Annotated in this window: 17 protein-coding genes; 15 read left to right on the forward strand and 2 right to left on the reverse strand. The window is 41.2% G+C overall.

Annotated elements, in window-relative coordinates:
- Positions 1-10: 10 nt before the first annotated feature.
- The 14 genes from LVD17_RS03700 (at position 11) to LVD17_RS03765 (ending at position 14,287) form a co-directional block, all read left to right on the forward strand.
- On the forward strand, positions 11-448 hold the full coding sequence (locus tag LVD17_RS03700) for a cytochrome B (RefSeq protein ID WP_233764831.1): 438 nt from the start codon (positions 11-13) through the stop codon (positions 446-448).
- Positions 429-947, forward strand: coding sequence for an O-acetyl-ADP-ribose deacetylase (locus LVD17_RS03705; RefSeq protein WP_233764832.1), 519 nt, complete (start codon positions 429-431; stop codon positions 945-947). The genes LVD17_RS03700 and LVD17_RS03705 overlap by 20 nt, the downstream gene beginning before the upstream one ends.
- Before the next feature lie 151 nt (positions 948-1,098).
- Positions 1,099-2,850, forward strand: a complete 1,752-nt coding sequence (locus tag LVD17_RS03710) for a PAS domain-containing response regulator (protein WP_233764833.1) — start codon at positions 1,099-1,101, stop codon at positions 2,848-2,850.
- Between the two features lie 79 nt (positions 2,851-2,929).
- Positions 2,930-3,322, forward strand: a complete 393-nt coding sequence (locus LVD17_RS03715) for a KTSC domain-containing protein (protein WP_233764834.1) — start codon at positions 2,930-2,932, stop codon at positions 3,320-3,322.
- Entirely contained in the window at positions 3,306-3,767 is a 462-nt protein-coding gene (locus tag LVD17_RS03720) for a YybH family protein (RefSeq protein WP_233764835.1), read from the forward strand. The genes LVD17_RS03715 and LVD17_RS03720 overlap by 17 nt, the downstream gene beginning before the upstream one ends.
- A 146-nt stretch (positions 3,768-3,913) precedes the next feature.
- Complete coding sequence (locus tag LVD17_RS03725; RefSeq protein ID WP_233764836.1) at positions 3,914-4,732, forward strand: aldo/keto reductase; 819 nt, start codon at positions 3,914-3,916, stop codon at positions 4,730-4,732.
- Positions 4,733-4,985: 253 nt separating this feature from the next.
- Positions 4,986-5,285 (forward strand): pinensin family lanthipeptide, encoded by a 300-nt coding sequence (locus tag LVD17_RS03730; RefSeq protein ID WP_233764837.1) that lies wholly within the window; start codon positions 4,986-4,988, stop codon positions 5,283-5,285.
- Positions 5,286-5,469: 184 nt separating this feature from the next.
- Positions 5,470-6,006: a response regulator transcription factor gene (locus LVD17_RS03735; protein WP_233764838.1), complete on the forward strand. Its 537-nt coding sequence runs from the start codon at positions 5,470-5,472 to the stop codon at positions 6,004-6,006.
- 124 nt (positions 6,007-6,130) lie between these two features.
- A complete protein-coding gene (locus LVD17_RS03740) occupies positions 6,131-8,422 on the forward strand; it encodes a TonB-dependent receptor (protein WP_233764839.1) in 2,292 nt (763 codons plus the stop codon).
- Positions 8,423-8,429: 7 nt separating this feature from the next.
- Complete coding sequence (locus tag LVD17_RS03745) at positions 8,430-9,824, forward strand: HmuY family protein (protein WP_233764840.1); 1,395 nt, start codon at positions 8,430-8,432, stop codon at positions 9,822-9,824.
- 84 nt (positions 9,825-9,908) lie between these two features.
- The gene (locus LVD17_RS03750; RefSeq protein WP_233764841.1) at positions 9,909-10,844 is read left to right on the forward strand and encodes a DUF6607 family protein; all 936 of its coding nucleotides are present in this window, start codon (positions 9,909-9,911) and stop codon (positions 10,842-10,844) included.
- Between the two features lie 1,069 nt (positions 10,845-11,913).
- A complete protein-coding gene (locus LVD17_RS03755) occupies positions 11,914-13,314 on the forward strand; it encodes an ATP-binding protein (protein ID WP_233764842.1) in 1,401 nt (466 codons plus the stop codon).
- 5 nt (positions 13,315-13,319) lie between these two features.
- Positions 13,320-13,763, forward strand: coding sequence for a response regulator (locus LVD17_RS03760; protein ID WP_233764844.1), 444 nt, complete (start codon positions 13,320-13,322; stop codon positions 13,761-13,763).
- 14 nt (positions 13,764-13,777) lie between these two features.
- On the forward strand, positions 13,778-14,287 hold the full coding sequence (locus LVD17_RS03765; protein ID WP_233764846.1) for a YfiR family protein: 510 nt from the start codon (positions 13,778-13,780) through the stop codon (positions 14,285-14,287).
- Between the two features lie 65 nt (positions 14,288-14,352).
- Here LVD17_RS03765 and LVD17_RS03770 read toward each other — a convergent pair whose 3' ends face one another.
- Together LVD17_RS03770 and LVD17_RS03775 are read right to left on the reverse strand one after the other, a co-directional pair.
- Positions 14,353-15,270: a tetrahydrofolate dehydrogenase/cyclohydrolase catalytic domain-containing protein gene (locus tag LVD17_RS03770; protein ID WP_305039604.1), complete on the reverse strand. Its 918-nt coding sequence runs from the start codon at positions 15,268-15,270 to the stop codon at positions 14,353-14,355.
- A 104-nt stretch (positions 15,271-15,374) separates the two neighbouring features.
- On the reverse strand, positions 15,375-17,603 hold the full coding sequence (locus LVD17_RS03775) for a helix-turn-helix domain-containing protein (RefSeq protein ID WP_233764847.1): 2,229 nt from the start codon (positions 17,601-17,603) through the stop codon (positions 15,375-15,377).
- A gap of 206 nt (positions 17,604-17,809) precedes the next feature.
- On the opposite strand from LVD17_RS03775, the gene LVD17_RS03780 reads away from it, so the two are divergent.
- Positions 17,810-20,326 (forward strand): PAS domain-containing protein, encoded by a 2,517-nt coding sequence (locus LVD17_RS03780; protein WP_233764848.1) that lies wholly within the window; start codon positions 17,810-17,812, stop codon positions 20,324-20,326.
- Positions 20,327-20,336 lie beyond the last annotated feature (10 nt).

Consider the following 20,336-nt stretch of genomic DNA (forward strand, 5'->3'; position numbering starts at 1 on the left):
TACAACTCATATGGAAATACTACGACATGCACATTCGGGCCTCAGATGGTTTGTACTTATTGCTTTGATCCTTGCTATAATTAATGCAGTTGGAAAAACCAACGGCTCCAAACCTTTCACAGCCAAGGATAAGAAGTATGGTCTGTTTGCATTAATCTTCACCCATTTACAATTCGTACTGGGACTGATACTATACTTCACTAGCCCAAAAGTAGTTTTTGCCGCCTCTGCCATGAAGAGCAATGTATTGAGGTTCTTTCTGGTAGAGCATATATTGATCATGCTGGTGGCAGTAGTGCTTATCACTATTGGCTATAGCAAGTCTAAGCGTGCCCAGACAGATGGCAAGAAATTTAAATTTATTCTCATATTTTATTTAATAGGCCTTATACTAATACTTGCAGGTATTCCCTGGCCATTTCTGAATTATGGAGGGTCATGGTTCTAAAATAGATTCCAGAATCCGGCTTGAGCAGGGCGACATTACCCTGCTTAAGGTGGATGCTATAGTAAATGCAGCCAATCACTCACTGCTTGGAGGCGGAGGTGTAGATGGCGCTATCCATAAAGCTGCAGGACCTCAGCTTCTGGAGTTTAATAAAAAACTGGGCGGTTGTAATACAGGTGAGGCAAAAATAAGCCCAGGATTTGAGTTACCTGCTCGGTTTGTTATTTCTACTGTGGGCCCTGTATGGAAAGGTGGCACTCACAATGAGGACGAACTACTGGTAAGTTGTTACCGTCGTAGCCTCGAGGTAGCCGTTGAAAATAGCCTTACTTCTATTGCATTCCCCTCTATCAGTACCGGTGTATACGGGTTCCCTTTTGAAAGGGCCTGTAAAATCGCTTTAACCGCAATCAACACCTTTTTGGAAAGAAACCTTAATCTTCAAAAGGTGATTTTAATTACATTCAGTACAGAAGACTATCTGTCTATTAAAAAGTAATCTGTCATTTTTTCTTACATAGAGTCGTGTCTTTATTGTAATTGTGGCCATTATTACCCACTTTACAACAGTGCAGATTTTGTAACAATCAGCTTAAAACATCTTCTTAATGCTTTAGCCAAAGTGGCATTATTTTTTTTGTACTATGCATATGGGTAACAATATCATGGTTATTGGGGATTGTTCAGAGGAGATCAGCAATTTAAGGGAGCAACTCGCTTCCACAGGCGAAACAGAGATCGTTTTTTTAACCTCAGAACAAGTTACTTCAGGTCAACAGCAAGAGTATAGCTTAAAGTTGATCATATATATAACCAACTTGCCTGCCCCGGATGCGCTGACTTGCTTCAAGCATATACTTAGCGTATTTCCTGAAAAACCCATGATCGTAATATCAGACCATACCCCTGTAACAGGCCTGAAAATGGTAAGCATGGGAGCTCAGGATCATTTAGTGAAAGGGGAATATAGCATACCCCTGCTAAAAAAATCCATTTATTACGCCATCGAGCGTAGTGCCATGCTTAAGCAAATTGACAAAACCAAAAATGAGTATCAGGGTATCTTTATGGATAATCCGAATCCTATGTGGATCTACGACCCGGCTACGTATAAATTCCTTCAGGTTAACCAGGCAGCCATAGACAATTATGGCTATTCCAAGGAAGAATTTCTAGCAATGACCATAAAAGATATCCGGCCTGAAAGCGACCTGGTTAAACTACAGGAAATGGTTCGCAGTAAACAAAAGGAAGAGGGTGTTATAGACAGTGGTGTATGGGTACATAAAAAAGCTTCGGGGCAAGAGTTTTATGTACATATTTATTCACACGATACATCATTTGAAGGTAAAAAAACCAGGCTCGTGGTAGCTGTAGATGTTGACAGTAGCATGAAACATGAGCAAAAAAACGAAGCACTGACCTGGCAATTGAAAGCTTATTCCGACCGTATAAACACCATATTGGACAGCATTACAGATGGTTTTTTTGCTGTTGATGAAAACTGGAACTTCATATATGTCAACAAGATATTTGAGCAATTATTTGGAACACCCAAAGAGCAGCTGCTTGGAAAAAATGTATGGACAGTTTTACCCGGCAAGTTTGCCAATAAGATATCCCCCAGGTATGAAGAAGCTATGAAAACCAAGAAACTCTTCAAATTTGAAGAGTTTCTTGGAGAAATGAACATGTGGTTTTCCGTTTCGGTTTATCCTTCTGAAGAAGGTCTTTCCGTTTATATACAGGATATTACCAGGGCAAAAAAAATGAAGGAGGAGATATTTAACGAACAAATGAAACTGGACGCACTTATTAATAATACCGATGACCTGATATGGTCCGTTGACAAGGAGCTGGTAGTACTTACTGCCAACAATGCAATGAAAACGATCATGAAAAAATTTAATCCGGGTGGCATTAAAGTAGGTGGAAGTATTATAATCGACGGCCTTGAAGAATCCGTTAAAGCTGAATGGATAAGTTACTACCAAAAAGCCCTGAATGGTGTGGCTCATAGCCTGGAATATGAAGCCCGAATACCTGACAGTCCTACAAAATACCTCGAAGTAAGCTTCAACCCTATTAAGAATCAGCAATCAGAAGTTTTTGGTGTAGGATGTTATGGCCGTGACATTACTGAAAGAAAGTTACATCAATTTACCATTGAAAAACACAACCGGCTACTGGAAGAAATTGCCTGGAAACAATCCCATAAAATGCGTGGCCCGGTGGCTAGTATCATGGGCATCATGTCTATGCTTGATCTTAAAGACCTGAACAGCACATTCAATAAAGAACTACTAAAACACCTAAAAACTACCACCGACAACCTGGACCTGATGATAAGGGAGATTGTAAAATCTACCATTTCAATAGAAGCTTTTGACAAAAAAGAATAAACCTTTATTGGTTAAAATGGTTATAAAATCACGTTAAGCGGGTGGGCGGCAAAAGCTTTCAAATATTTACATTAGTAGTATGAAGTACATTGCAATTACTATTTTCTTACTGCTCATTAGTATCTGCATGCAGGCGCAAGTAGAGCACAACTTTGAAATGGAACCTTCCAATACAAATTGCCATGAGCTGCCTGAAAAATTTGACTCACCCACCAATGCAATAAATGCCATAGAGAAATCTACTTTCAGGTTTACTCAATCCATAAAAATTTCCCGATATCATAGTCCAAAAGCAGCATTCTTTTACTCCTGTGACGGAAAGACCGGATATATGATTGTGGACCTCAAAGATGGCAGCCGAGAAGTTTACACAATTATACCACAGGAGGTCTGGGACGAATTTGCCAACACCAACGATCCCATAGGGTACTACAGCACACATATTGAAAAAAATTATGAAAACCTTCAGTAAACACGTTCTCATCACATTCATGGCTTTGTTATGGGTGTGTTGTTCAGAGGGTGTGGAGACAGACAAACAGCAGTTGGCAGATGCAGACATTGCATTTGCCAATATGGCCCGGCAAGAAGGCGTAGGTACTGCATTTATTGCTTATGCGGATAGCAATGCCATTATCATGCAAAATGATCAGCTTCCGCTAAAGGGTATAACTGATATCGCCAAGGTATATGCTAAAGTACCTGCCGACCTGATGCTCACATGGTATCCTGAAAAAGCTGAAATAGCAGATTCCGGAGACCTGGGCTATACTTTTGGCAAGTACACCTTAAAACATCAAAGCACCACGGAGAGTGGCCATTATGTAACGATCTGGAAAAAGAATAAAAGCGGGAAGTGGAAGTATGTATTGGACACCGGGACTAAAAACCCCGAAGCAGACACCACTTCGCACTGAGAGACTGTTGTGTTCTATAGGTCTGTAGAGAAATCTACTTGATTTGTTCCCAATATATCGCAAATAAAATGTAGAGAACACCCAGGTACGTGCTTTTACGGTAGTGGTATAAAACTTGAAACCGGCTGGATAAACGGATATATGTTATGATTATAAAAACTTTTGGAGACCTGAAGATCCCTGCCCTCGGGCTTGGTACCTGGAGACTCAATGGCAATACATGCAAAAATATAGTTTTACAAGCACTGAACATTGGATACAGACATATTGATACTGCAGATGCTTATGGCAACGAACAGGATATAGGCAGGGCAATCGCACAATCAGGCATATCCAGAGATGATATCTTTTTGACCACCAAGCTTCCGTGGGAAAAGCTACGAGGTAACGAGGTTATTGCAGCGATGAGACAAAGCCTCGATAAACTCCAAACACAATATACTAACCTGTTGCTAATACACTGGCCCTCTACACAAGGGGTACCTGTTAAGGAAACGCTGGAAGCCATGCAAATGCTAAAGGCAGATGGCAAAATCAGAGCTATTGGGGTGAGCAACTTTACCCCAACACTCTTAACGGAGGCTCTAAAGCATGCTAATATTCTCTGTAACCAAGTGGAGTATCACCCCTTTTTGGCACAAAGCCGGCTCCTGGAAATGGCCACTGAGAATGAACTGATGATAACGGCCTACTGCCCGATTGCTCGGGGAAAGGTATCAGATAGCGAAACCATAAAAGAAATAGCTGAAACACACGATAAATTGCCGACCCAGATTACTTTAAGATGGTTAATACAGCAAAAAAATGTTGTTGCCATACCCAAAACAGCTAATCCCGAGCACCTGAAAAGTAATTTTGATATCTTCGATTTTGAACTGTCAGAAGCAGAAATGAATCGGATATCCGGTTTAAACCAAGGACTCAGACTCATTGACCCTGAGTTTGCTCCTCATTGGGAAAGCTGACCATCAACTGTATAACCTGCCAGGAAAAAAGTATGTATTTGCAAAACACAAATTGCATCAGGGGATTTTTCCCCTTTCTTTGTTTATAGTAATTATTTATTTAATTCAATTACTAGCTTTGTGATATAAGCGGCTGCCTTATGGGCAGGGCCTTTTTCTGTTTGATAATGAAATTATCTATTTGCACCTCAGTAGAAAGGCTGGCCCGAAGGCAGTCTATTTGTATCCATTAATCCTAAACCAACCAATTATTATGAAAAAGAAGAAGATGAAACTTGATGAGCTTAAAGTAAAAAGCTTCATCACCGAAGAATTCAATGAAAAAGCTGAAACCGTAAAGGGCGGAGCAATCATTATTAATCCGTCATACATTGACGGTTGCCGATCTGCTCTCATTCAGTGTGACCCCCAAACCTTGGCGGGCTGCGGTACCACTACCATCGGAAATTCCAGAATATGCTCCTGGAATGATGGCTGCGGTAGTGCCCTGGGTTGTACAACCACCACTTTCGACACAGGTGGCCTTACAATTGGCGGAGGCACGGGCTATTAAAAACACGATAACTCCCAGGCCGAGAAGCCTGGGAGTTATAAAATATTTTCTTTAATACTGTTTAGAATTATTCCAAATAAATAAATGTCTTCTATATTTGCATAATTATTTAGACAAATTCTAAACACTGCAGATTACCGTATCCATAGCGCTTAATGATATTCCCTATCTGGGTAAGGCAGGATTGGTTTCTCTCATTGAGGAGCACCCGGAATTTTCCCTTTTCAACCAGGAAGTGAGCGCCACACCCAAAATTACAATAGTAGACCTTACCACTTACCTCAACAAACCAGATAAGCCAACCGGAAAGAGTGTACCTAAAGAATCTATTCTGATCCTCGCCAGAGAATACACCAAGCAGGATATTGATCTCATTATAAAGTTGGGTATAAAAGGTTGTATATCTTATGAGTGCGAGCGTGACGAAGTTGTCAACGCCATACAAAGCCTGGCGCGCGGACAACGCTTTTTTTGTTCTTCTATTCTTAACGTTATTCTTGAGCAGCCCTCCCCTGCCCTCGAGCCTTTGAGCCCTCGTGAAATTGAGATCATGCACCTCATTATTGACGGCAATAGCAGCAATCGAATTGCAGAAAAGCTTAACCTAAGCATTCATACTATTAATTCTCATCGCAAGAATATCCTTCAGAAGCTAAACCTGAAATCACCAACACAGTTGATCATATACGCCATAGAAAACGGCATCATAGCAGGCAAATAATAGCTACTACTAGTGATTGCACTCGCTAGCAGGGTGGTGAGCATTTTCACTAGCATTAGGTATTGTGCTTATAGCTTGTCATACTCTATCTTTGCATTATTTAGAATTAATCTAAATAAAATAAATGCGCATAACTTTAATCACATTTCTGACAATCAACTGCTTAAACATTTCTTCAGTTTTTGCACAACAAAAACTGAAAGTCCTGGACAGTGAGTCATCAATGCCTGTTGAAGGCGCTACCATTGTGGTTTCCACGACTTCCGCCCCCGCCAGATCATCCATGCTTATTAGCGATAGCAAAGGGGTAGTTTCAATCAGTGAAACAACAAAATCCTCCTACATTATCAGCATCAATCACATTAATTATAAGCCCTTTGCTGATACCCTCCAGCTTGAAAGTAACCAGACCATAACCCTGCAGCCAACGGTAGTCCAGCTTAACGAATTGGTAGTAACGGGGCAATACGAGCCCCAAAGCGTCAGAAATACGGTATACAAAGTAAGAACCATCAATAAAGGCCGGATAGAAAAGCAGGGCGCTACTAACTTACAACATGTGCTTAATAACGAATTGAATATCAGGTTCAGTCGTGATAATGCCACCGGCACCTCCGGTATGTCTCTGCAGGGTATATCAGGACAGAATGTAAAAGTACTTCTCGATGGCATCCCGCTTACAGGCCGATCGGGTACAGCCAATGAGATCGACATAAACCAGATCAACGTCAGCACCATTGAAAAAATTGAAATTGTAGAAGGCCCTATGTCTGTTAACTATGGAGCCGATGCGCTGGCCGGAGTTATCAATATTATAACAAAAAAGCATGCTCCACATAAGTTAACAGCAAACCTGCAACTGCATGAAGAAACCGTAGGCAGCGAATATTCATTATTTTCCGAGGGAATCCATACCCCCGCCATTGATCTGGGCTATAATATAAATTCTTCATGGTATACACAGCTTTATGCCCGCATTAACAAGTTTGGCGGGTGGACAGGTGATGGTACTGAAAGAGATAAGAGTTGGTACCCCAAGAACCAGTACTTTACCGGTGCACTGGCCCGTTTCTCCAATGATGATCTTGATATTTTTTATAAAGTCGATTATTTAAATGAATTGCTTGAAAATCTAGGGCCTGTCAACGACAATAATCCTCTAAAAGACGCTTTTGCCTTAGATGAGGAGTACGAAGCCAATCGCTGGATACATCAGCTACAGGCCGAGTTTGCAGTGGGCAAGGGCCTTTTCAATAGTGCGGTCTCATATTCCGATTATAAACGTAGTACATATCAATTCATAAAAAACCTGGTCACTGACGATGAGGACATGACATCGGCGGATGAACAGGATGAGATTTACTATAAGACATTTTTTACAAGAAATACCTGGAACAACGGATTGAAATGGCAATGGGGAACCTCTCAACTGGGTATGGACATGAACTACGAATTTGCCGGAGGCACCACACTTAACGAGGGAGAGAAATCACTAAAAGATATTGGTTTGTTTGCTTCCGCGGAACTGGTAGTGGGTAAATCCCTAAAAATCAGACCAGGTATAAGGTATGCCTATAATAGTGTATATGAGGCACCGGTAACACCTTCTTTAAACCTCAGATACGGTATTTCTTCAAATACAACCCTGCGACTCGGCTATGGCCGGGGTTTTCGTGCCCCTTCGCTGAGAGAGTTGTATCATGAGTTTATAGACGCCAACCATAACATACTTGGTAATGAAGACCTGGAAGCCGAACACTCGAATAATTTAAATATGGACATCAACCATATACTTACTTCCGGCAAAAACTTTTTTAACCTGAGCCTGTCGGCCTTTTTCAATGATATCGACAACCGCATAACCTATTTTACACCATCGGGCATAAATCAACCAACTACCTATACCAACATTTCGCGGTACAAAACCCTAGGCCTACAATGGCAAGGTCAATGGAAGACTAAGAGCCTGCTGGTAAACCTTGGCTATAACCATACCGGGCGTTACCAAAGCCTTAATGAGCTAAGCGATACGGATGTACCTCAGTTTCTATACTCGCCCGAGTTAAATGCGAATGTTAGTTACAGCTTTGAAAAGCCCGGCATTACGCTGGCCTGCTTTTATAAATATACCGGCAAGCGCGAAAACTATACGCTTACAACACAAGACGATGGCACTACCAAGCCGGAGCTCCTGAAAATGGATGGTTTTCAATGGCTCGACTTCACCGTTAACAAAGATTTTGGAAAGGGGTTAACAGCAACCACAGGTGTGCGCAATGCACTAGATATCACATCGGTAAATAATAACTATCCGACTGATGCGCATAACTCATCTGCCAACGGGCAAAGTCCTGTCTCCTACGGCCGATCGTATTTCTTACAGTTAAATTATACTATAAAAACAAATGATAAATAAAATGAATATGATAAAACTCAGACTAAATAAGTTTCTTTTTTTGGGTATCATAGCTCTTCTGTTTGCTGCGTGCAGCGACGATGAAGACTCTACTACCCCGGTAGCTGTTAATTTCACCAATACTGAGGCCAGTATAAGTTCTACCAATGCCAGCAGCGAGATAAGCCTGACTTTCTCACGCCCTGCCAGTGCCGATGGTAACCTTACCCTCGCACTTACAGAAAGTGGCAGTCTTACTTATGGTACAGAAGCTGATTTCTACACTACCCCGGTAATGAGCAATGGTACGCTGGTGCTACCTTTCAGCCTTGGCGACGAAAGCGTTACCTTTAGTGTTTCAGCAGGCACGGGATTAAACATAGAGCAGGACATTACCATCACCTTTGAGCTTCAATCTTCTGATGATGCCTTACTTCAAATTGGCAACAATAACACCTTATCTGTTACGTTTTCAGAAAACTTTGTAGCAAAAAGTGGCACAATAGAGCTGAATGGAGGCGGAGAAGAATTTCCCAACCAGGCCTTTGTGGACCTCAGCAAGCTTACTCAAAATACTGTAAACAAATATACCTGGGATCTAGGCTTTTACACTGAAGCCGGAGAATTCTATGTTATCCTCAATAGCAGTGCAACTGTTATGGCCCGCGCTCTTGATAAAAATGACCTTACGGCAGTCACTTCTGCAGACACTCTTGGCTTTGGAGCTGAGATGACGGTACCTCAGTATGACCCATCCGTTGGAGCTGCAAGCTGGATTGATGCTACTGACGGCAGTCTTGAGAATACAGCCATAGGCGAGGTTTCTTCACTGGATACGGACAATAAAGTATATATAATCAAAAGAGATGGGGATCAACGTAACTGGAAAAAGATTCGTGTATTGAGAAATGGTGATAACTATATATTGCAATATGCAGATATCTCTTCCACTGATTTTAATACTCTGGATGTGGTAAAGGATGATAACTACAATTTCAATTTCATTGACCTTGATAATGGAGCTGCAACTGTGGAACCGTTAAAGGCACAATGGGATATCATGTATGGCTATTACTCAGTGCGCTACTCTACAGGTGGCCCGGCAATACCCTATGGCTTCAAAGATTATCTCATCATTAACCGTAACAGTGTATCAGTCGCTATGGTAATGAACACTGAAACATCATTTGAAGAGTTCTCAGCCAGTCATGTGAGTGGACTAAATTTCGATACTGCAATTAATGCAGTGGGCTCTTCATGGCGCAACGGTGGTGGGCCAGGCACAGCGCCATCGCTATATACAGACAGGTACTTTGTACTTACTGACGCGGAGGGCAACGTTTTCAAACTGAAATTTAACCGACTTACAAGTACTACTGGTGAAAGAGGTTACCCTGAATTTACCTTCGAGCTCGTTCAGTAAGGCATAAATGAATATCAGGGGCTGGCGGAGCTGTAAAATACAGCACTTTCAAAATCATTTGCCTATTAAACTAACCATATAATCATGAGAAAATTATTAATACTAAGCATGGTATTTATCGTAGCAAATACCTATGCACAGAAAAAGAAGAAACAGCAGGATATTGAGGCTATTAAATCAATGTGTGGCTGCTATGAGGTAACATTCAACTTTGCGGAAACTTTTGCCTCTGAAAAGGATTACGAATTTCATGACAACTACAAAACAGGAGGCCTGGAGTGGGTGACTGCTGCTGAAGAGAGCAATGACAAAATTGTGCTTCAACACCTGTTAATCGTTGGCGATACTATGATCATCAAACACTGGAGGCAGGACTGGCTCTATGAAAATACTGAGCTGTATACCTACTACAAGGATAAGACATGGAAGCCTGTAACATTACCTAAAGAGCAGGTAAAAGGACAATGGACGCAAAAGGTGTACCAGGTAGACGACGAGCCCCGTTATGAGGGCTCTGCTACATGGATTCATACAGACGGGCGACACTATTGGGAAAATACTGCCGATGCGCCCCTGCCAAGAAGAGAGCACACCAAACGTAGCGACTACAATGTGATGAAAAGAAGGAACAGGCATGAGCTTACTGCCGAAGGCTGGATTCACGAGCAGGACAACGACAAGGTTATCAGAGAAAGCGATAAGGATGTGATCCTTGCCCAGGAAAAAGGTCTTAACACGTATAAAAAGGTCAGCGATGAGCAATGCCAGGTGGCCAAAAAATGGTGGAAAGAGAATGAGCAATATTGGGCTGATGTAAGAGCTGTATGGGATGAGCTGTTCAACACAAGGAAAGAGCTGTCCTTCAAATCCAAGGTAGAAGATAAACTATTGTTTCAAAGACTATTCTCCCTTGGCGATGAGCTGAGCAGTAAAGAATACAATTCAGAAAATGCCAGACAACTTATTCGCAAGGCTATTCAGCCTTATCTCATCAGCGATATTGAGCTGGCAAGTAAATAAAATAAGTGTATAGTGTAGTTTCCCATGGCCGGAATGGATATTATTATCCTTCCGGCCTTTTTTATTCAGCCTCTTATACTGAAATCACCCATCATTTTTTAACCAAATATTCTTGCTGGTTGTTAAGTTCATATCCAGCGCATGAAACCATTTGTTCATAAATAGTCCAAATAGCTGTTTTTTTACCTTGTGTAATTTTTTTATCCGAATATCCGGGTTTGTCAATCATTCAGCAATGCTATAGCCGGAAGCAACCCTCCCTGGGGGCATTTATGTCAAAAATCAAAATGTAAGAATATCCGCCTTCTCTTGATTTATCAATAAAGCACTTGGAAATATGCAAAAGACTTTACATAGTTTTGCAGCACTAAGCGTTCATTTTTGAGCCTGTATTACAGTAAAATTGACATTCCATGTTTTTTTGAATATCTTCAACTCGTCAATAAATAAGAATTGTGCAATTAACGTCTGGCTTTACCAGTACACTTCAACGTTAAGTTATCATAAAATTTGATCCGGATTTTTTGTTTGGATCACGTGGTTAAATAAAGCACCATGAAAGACCTCAGTGACCGGAAAGATATTCCAACCATTCATTCCGGTCCATTGAGGCACCACCAGTCCGTAAGGCTATGACTGATGACACATAAATAATAGATACATCCGCATAAACTTATTGAAAACTTACATCATAAAACTTTGTTCATATTACAAGTAGGAAAAGAACGTTTCTTGGGTTCAGTTAATTAATCTCAGGGTATTCCCCGAGACGTCCGGTGCGAGTTTTCCTGAGAAGTTGCAAGAGATTCTCGTATGGTTTTTACGCTGTATTTAAAATATTGAGAAAAGACTTTCCTATGTAGTTTAGAAAGCCAAATAAACTACAAAAATACATGTTAGGATCGTTACTTTGTAGTTTGAATTAAAATGACTTTAAACAGATTCCACCGTTTTCTGTCGATAGGACTTCGGAGGAACAAGAGGAGCCCAAAACGATTATTTTAAACAGATCATGATGGCCACCCGATTTTTCAAACTAAACGATTTACCTATAAGGGTAAAAATAATAATGGGACAAGTGCTCTTGATAGCCATTGTTTCTATATTTATTTATTCCTATTACCCTGACCAGCAGAAAAAGATTGCTATTAAAGCTGCACACTCAAAAATTGAAAGTATATCCAACCTTTTTTCAATTGGTGTAGGTATTGGTATGGGTGAAATGGACCTGGTTGCAGTATCAGAGGCTATGGAGTGGACCCGGCATGACAGTGCTGTATTCTATATTTCAGCCATAGACCAGGAAGGTATGGAAATCACTTCATATAACCCGGGGCAAAAGATCCTACCTGAAAACATCCTGCAGGGACCATATGGCATACCTATTGAAAACAAGGATCATCTCTTATATCAAAAATCCCATATCAGTTATCTAGGGCAAAACCTGGGCACATTGGTCATCGGATATTCACTGGAAGGTGTCTATACCAGTATCAACCAGCTGCGGATCACAACGCTATACTTCTGTATTGCCCTATTTACAGCGGGTGTCGTCCTGGCTGTAATTATCGGAAGCCTGATCACGGAAAATATTCGTAAACTGGACTTCGCCATTGACTCAATTTCAAGCGGTCTGAAAAATACCCGGGTTCGTGTGAAAAGCAATGATGAGATTGGTAAAGTAGGTGAAGCTTTTAACCATATGTTGGATATTCTGGAAGAATCTCAAAACGAACTGATTAGTCATTCCAACTTGCTCAAAAAGCAGAACCGGGAGCTTAATCAATTTTCTTATGTGGTTTCGCATGACCTTAAAGCACCATTACGTGCAATATTTAAATTATCCGAATGGATAGAAGAAGATCTGGGGAATAACATTCCCGAGGATGTCAAGACTAACCTGCAAACATTAAGAGGCCGTGTTTTCAGGTTGGAGGCCCTAATCAATGGCCTTTTGGAATATTCAAAAATCGGCCGAAAAGATGTTTCACAGGAAAATGTTGACACCCAAAAACTGATAAGCGACATTATTGACCTGCATCAACCACCCGCTCGAATAAAAATTAACATACAGTCTGGCATGCCCGTTTTCTACACAAAGAAAATATTGCTACAGCAGGTCTTTAGCAATTTGATCGGGAACGCCATAAAATATAACAATAAAGCAGCCGGATTGATTAGTATAGGTGTAAACGGTAACAGTGATTACTTCCGGTTTATCGTTGAGGACAACGGTATGGGTATAAGCCCTGCTTATCATGACAAGATCTTCACAATTTTTCAAACCCTGGAAGCTCGTGATCAGGTAGAAGGGACAGGAATAGGCTTATCGATCGTTAAAAAGAGTGTTGAAGAAGTAGGAGGCCATATTAAAGTAGAATCTGAAGAGGATAAAGGAGCGAGATTCATTTTTACCTGGCCTAGGGAAATTAAAAAAGGATCTGGTCTAATGTTCACTACATCAAATTAGAACACATGGGAAATTTAATAAATGTATTGTTGGTTGAGGATGATGAGGTTGATATCATGAACGTTAAGAGATCATTTAAAAAAAATAGTATCAATAACCCGCTTTATGTGGCAAAAAATGGCTTGGAGGCCCTTCATATGCTATCAGGAAAAGACCCTGACAACTTTGTGCCGGCCCCACGGATCGTATTGCTCGATATAAATATGCCCCGCATGGGGGGAATAGAATTCCTGACTGAACTTAGAAAAGACCCTGCGTTAAAACCTACAACTGTTTTTGTAATGACAACATCTAATGAAGATAGCGACAAAATAGCTGCGTATAACCTCAATGTGGCAGGATATGTTCTTAAACCATTGTCTTTTGAAGGTTTTGTTAATGCTGTTTCCATACTAAACCATTACTGGCAGTTATGTGAGCTGCCCAACACAACTGAGGTAGAGGATTAAAATAGACATAGTGCATGAACAGACGTTGTAAATATGTATTGGCCTTCACAATATTGCTTTTAGCCCAACATCACGTAAGGGCTCAGGAGTCATCCTATAACGAGCTGCAAGCCATATATATTTACAATTTTGCCAAGTACACTTCCTGGCCACAACAATTTGACACTTTTACCATTGCCATTTTTGACGATGCCGAAATGCATAAAGTAATCAGCCAGAAACTTGCTGATAAAACCATCAAGGGAAAACCTATCGATGTCAAACTTATCTATTCTGTAACAGAAGCTGACGGCCACCAGCTTATCTACCTCAATAACAAACATTCCAGAACCTTAACTGAAGTGCTCAATAACTACCGCCAACAAAACATACTTATTGTAACTGAAAACGATCTGATCAAAAAGGGGGCTATGATCAGTTTCCTGGTCATTGGCAATAAACTGCGTTTTAAAATCAACCCGGCTGCGTTAAAAGATAAGGAGCTTACAGCCAGTGAAGGATTGCTGAGCCTGGCGCTGAATTAACGTGTTCTCATGACAGGTAGACCTCCTGATGTGGCACGTTCAACAAAATATCGACTTAATTTACATTAAAGTAGCGCAGGTGCTTCAGTAATTTCTTCTGTTTCTTTTTCCGTATCGGACTGATACATGGCTCTCCTCAACAGTTGCATCTCAGCAGACTCCACATTTTGCATGATCAATGTGGCTATGGTCATCGGACCAACTCCGCCTGGTACCGGTGTGTAGGCCAATGTCCTGTCTTTAACTTCGTTGATCTCAATGTCACCAATACCCCCCGCATGGTAACCTGCATCGATAACAATGGCATTGTCTTTAATCCAGTCAGCTTTTATAAACTCCGGTTTGCCCACAGCGCCTACAACGATATCGGCACGTTTTACAATTTCAGCAAGACACTCAGTTTTTGAATGGCATATAGTTACCGTTGCATTTTCATTCAACAGCATCATCGCCACTGGCTTTCCCAGTATCGGGCTTCTGCCTACCACTACAGCATGTTTTCCTTCTACTGGCAGGTTGTAGTGTTTAATGAGCTTTATTATACCCGCCGGAGTGGCGCTACCAAATGCCGGCTCATTCATGGCCATCCGGCCAAAACCATTACAGGTGACCCCATCTACATCCTTATCTGCAGTGATGCGGTCAAAACATGCACGCTCATTGATGTGTGATGGCACCGGATGCTGTAGCAGAATACCACAAACAGCTTTATCATTATTTAGCTGATCAATAGTAGCCAATAACTGCGCAGTAGTGGTCTCTTCGGGCAAATGAATCCTTAAAGACTTCATCCCTACCCTTTCGCAGGCATTGCCTTTCATTTTTACATACACTTCTGAAGAGGGGTCGTTGCCCACAAGTACAGTAGCCAGTACCGGTACTACGCCGGTCTGCCGGATGATATTGGCAACACGTTTTTTCAGACTTTCTTCAATCTCTTTAGACAAAGCCTTTCCGTCAAGTAAAACAGGTGTATAGGACATTACAGGAAGTGTATTAATGCTGACAAATTATTACGGATGCGAAAATAACAATTTGAACGTAGCAGAACAATATTTCCGCTCGGTTAAGTAGTAATGACAATAAACTAACCCTGGGCATTGTTACCTGCTGAGGCGGCCTTTTCCATAGCCTCATAATGGGCAAGTGCTATTCGGATCTCACTATACTCATATTCATCACCCAGCTTACTTTTGATTTCTCCGGACGAGGTGGTACCCAGTGTTTTCATTACGGTAAGTATATTCTCCATTTTTTCATTATCCATAAGATCGGCAGCTTTTATTTCTCCACTGATCACATAAGTACACAAATGCCCTTCTATAGTTCCTTGAGTAAGACCCCTGATCTCAGCTATCTCTTCCACACCCTTTCCTTCTTGGTAGAGGTTGTAGGTTATCTCCTTTGTTGGTACTTTCTGCTCTTTGATCGTTTTATCGGGTGAGCGTTTATAAAACCCGGATGACTTAAGGTCTTCTTTGGTAAGTATTTTGTTTTCAAGGGCATTAAAAATCAGTAATTCTACTTTCCTGATCTGCAGTTCTTTCCTGTCAAACAACGCCTCGATCTCCTTCAGCTCCCCGGAGTAACCCTTTACCTGCTTTTGAATGCTCACCTTTTTCTTATGCTCCTTCACCTTCTGCGAAAGAGACTGCAATAAAGGCCGGAAATAATTATTTGCCTTTTGCACACGCTCATAAATACTTTGCAAATAATCTTCCCCGGCTTCACTAAAGATCCTCGCCAGCTGTCTGATAAACTTTCCAGATACCTCCTGAAGCCGCCTGACCTCATCTAATACCTCTGTTGTCCATTCCTTATACTTTTGCTTCGCTGACCTGCTCTCATCCTTGTCAAAGCCTTTCAGGTGATTGGTTAATTCCGTAAGAATATTTGTGAAATCAAAAGACGTTTGGGTATAATCCAGCAAGAATTTTTCCCGATCCTGTTTCAACTCTTTATGAAGATCATCCACGGCCTTTTTGCGGCTTACGAAACCGCGAAGCGCCGTATCGGTATCAATGCCACTATGGGGAACAGGTGCTGATAACACCAGCCCTTGCAACGAAGTCAGCCTTGAAAGTGCCACGTACATCTGCCCGGGAGCGAAGGACTCAGACAAATCCAGAATGGCTTTTTCAAATGTAAGTCCCTGGCTTTTATGCACCGTAATAGCCCAGGCCAGCTTGATTGGATATTGCTCATAAGTACCAATGACACTTTCCTCCACCTGGCCTGTGTCCGCACGAAGCTTGTATCTTTTATTTTCCCATAGGTATGTTTTTACCTCCACGAGATTATGTTCACCATCAAGTTCTACAGTGATGCCATTATGTTCCAGTGATACTACCTTCCCAATCTTTCCATTATAGTACTGCCCTTCTCCGCTTGGATCATTTTTAACAAACATCACCTGGGCTCCCCCTTTTAGCTCAATACTATCTGACAGCGGGTACATATTTTCGGGAAAATCTCCTGTTATTTTAGCCTTATATATAGCAGACTTGCTTTCCAGTTTTTCCAGTTCACGCTCATTGATGAGATCAGCCTTCCTGTTGTGTGTGGTTATATGGATATACCCTTCTGCCTGATCACTTGCATCATTCCTGTAATATGTATTTAAAATTTTCACATCATCAATCAGCAGCTTATTATCTCTTAGCCTATTGAGTATATCCAGAAACTCAGGATCGGATTGTCTGTAGATCTTGTCCAACTCAATATAAACGGGAGGGTAAGTTTGCAATACCCTGGAATCAAAGAAGTAAGCGCTTTTATAATATTTTGAAAGAAGTGGCCATTCTGAATTCTTGACAACAGGGGGCAATTGGTTAAGGTCGCCGATAAAAAGAACCTGCACACCACCGAAAGGCACCTCTCTCCTTTTTCTTATGTGCCTCAGGATCAAATCTATACAATCAAGCAAGTCCGCTCTAAGCATACTCACCTCATCTATGATCAGAAGCTCAATCTCACGTAAAAGTTTACGTTTGGTACTCCCCATCTGAAGTTGAGCAATAACCGATTTGGGTGTGTTCAGCTTTTCGCTTAGCTCCCGTCCGCCCGGAGAAAACTCCTCCGGCATAAATGTACCGAACGGTAGCTGAAGCAGTGAGTGCAAAGTAACTCCCCCTGCATTGATAGCAGCAATACCCGTAGGAGCAGCCACCACCGCGGCCTTATAAGTTTTCTCCACAAGGTATCTCAGCAAAGTAGTCTTGCCGCTTCCGGCCTTACCCGTAAGAAAAACATGCCTTTGGGTAGTATTTACATATTTAACGGCTAACTCGGCAACTGCACTCAATTTCTGACTCATACCTTAATATTAACCAAGTCGGCGTTAAATAACCAAGTGACGTAATATTTATGTAATAAAAATGTAGTTAAATAAATGAAGTGTTGGATTTACTTATCGGATTAAGATTTGTATATTGTTAGATGCTAGAACCACACTATTAACGCCTAAACCTAAAAAATAAGAGCCGAATGCAATAACCAACTCAGGCTTATAAAAATATTGCAATGGCCCGAAAAAATAACATCCCGACCCTGGCATTGTTTGTATTGATAGTTACTGCAATACTGATTGTGCTTTCATATAACCAAAACGCCACAACCGGCTCAGAGACTCCGGAACCTGTCATTTATGTTTTGGCTATAGCATTGCTCATTGCTTTTTGGCTGGTATTAAAAGTATTATTTATAGACGACCTGCAAAACAATGAGCGGGATTACAAAACTGCAGAGCAGCTGACAGCAGATCTCCGTAACCTTGAAAAAAGGTATAAGATTATCATTGAGGAAGCACCCCATGCCATTGCCATGTTTGATCGTAATATGAGATATATTGCCGCATCGCGGCAATGGTTAAACGATTACGACATTAAATACGCCGACTTAACCGGGCTTTCTCACTACGACGTTTTCCCTGAAATAGGCGAAGAATGGAAAAAAATACATCGGGAATGCCTTCATGGTGCAGTAAATACCTGTGAAGAAGCCAGCTTCGTAAGAGCCGATGGCTCCGTACAATGGATCACCTGGGATGTGCGCCCCTGGTACACTTCAAAAAACACTATCGGAGGGTTGCTTATGTATACATCTGACATAACAGAAATCAAGGAAAAGGAGTTTGGTAAAAGAAGAATAGAGAACATACTGGATAAAGCCAGTGAAATGGCACGAATAGGCACCTGGGAGATTGACCTTGATACAGGTCATATGGCGTGGAACAGGATGACCGGTGAGATTCTTGAAATGTCTGAAAGCTTCAAAATGGACTATGTCTATATTTTTAAATTTTTCAAAAAAGGAGAAAACAGAGCAAGAATAGAAAAAGCTGTATCAGAAGCCATCAGCAATGGTACCTCATATGATCTGGAGCTGGAGCTGGTTACAGAAAGAGGCAACAATCTCTGGGCAAGGGTTATAGGGCAACCTGAATTCATCCGCAACAAATGCCAGCGACTGTATGGTGTTTTTCAGGACATTAATGAAAAGAAAAAAAATGAGCAGATCATTCATGAAGAAAGGAAACTTTTAAGAGCCATAATCGATAATATACCGCTGAATGTTTACACAAAAGACCTGCAATCGAGAAAAACGCTGGTCAATAAAAGTGAATGTGAATACCTGGGACTTGAAGAAGAAGATATATTGGGTAAAAATGACTTTGATCTATTTTCCGCTGACTCAGCCAGCCAGTCCATAGAAGAAGATCAATATGTGTTTAGAACCGGAGAATCTCTGAAAAATATGGAATGTCGCCATGTCAAAAATGATAATACCACTACCTGGTTTATGTTTTCAAAAGTTCCACTCCGCGATAATACAGGCAAAATTAATGGTTTGCTTGGTATAAGCTATGATATCACCTCCCGGAAAGTGGCCGAAAACCAGGTAAGAACACTTCTTGCCAATTTAAAAACTATTATGGATGCTACCACAGAAGTATCCATCATCAGCACGGATCTCAACGGAAAAATCATGCATTTCAATAAAGGTGCCGAAAATCTGTTGGGTTATCGTGCAGAAGACATAATAAAAAAAGAAACTCCGATTATCTTTCACGACAAAAAGGAGATAACTAAAAGAGAACAAGAACTTTCCGCATTGCTGCAAAAGAAGGTTACAGGCTTCGATGTTTTTGTAGAGTATGCCAAACAAGGGCAATCAGAATCCCGTGAATGGACCTACATTAGACAAAACGGATCGAAAATTAAAGTTCAGTTGGTGGTAACAGCTATTAAAAATGATAACAATGTCATTACAGGTTTTCTGGGCATAGCCACAGATATAACAGAACGCGTGGAAAATCAGAAAAAGCTTCTTGAAGCTAAAGCTAACCTGGAAGTGCTCACCGAAAGACTGACCGAACAAAATGCCCAACTGGCCAACTTCGCCCATATTACTTCTCACAACCTACGGTCTCCCGTGGGCAACCTTTCTTCACTGTTGCACCTATACAATTTGGCGGAATCCAAAGAGGAAAGGAAACAGATATTTGAAAAATTTAAAACGGTGATCCAACACCTTTCCTCCACGCTGAATACCTTAATAGAAACATTGAAAAATGATGAGGTGAACAGCCGGGAAACAGAAATTATAGAATTTCAGCATGTATATAATAAGACTCTGGAGATTATCACTGCACAGATAACTGAGAGTGATGCCATTATAACCTGCGATTTTTCAACAGCTCCGGTCATTAGTTACAACAAAAATTATCTCGAAAGCATATTTCTTAATTTGCTCACCAATGCTATCAAATACAGAGCGCATTGCCGGTCTCCTAAGATCCATGTTAAAACAGAAACGTCTCCTGATGGGATCACATTAACAATCACTGATAATGGACTTGGCATTGACCTGAGCAAACATGGGAGTAAGCTTTTCCGGCTAAACAAAACCTTTCATGACAATCCTGAAGCCAAAGGTGTCGGTCTTTACATAACCAAAACGCATGTGGAAGCTATGGGGGGACATATTTGCGTAGACAGCGAGGTAGACAAAGGCTCAACCTTTAGAGTTAATTTTTGAAATAATCGGC

This window comes from Fulvivirga ulvae (genome assembly GCF_021389975.1).
Lineage (GTDB): Bacteria > Bacteroidota > Bacteroidia > Cytophagales > Cyclobacteriaceae > Fulvivirga > Fulvivirga ulvae.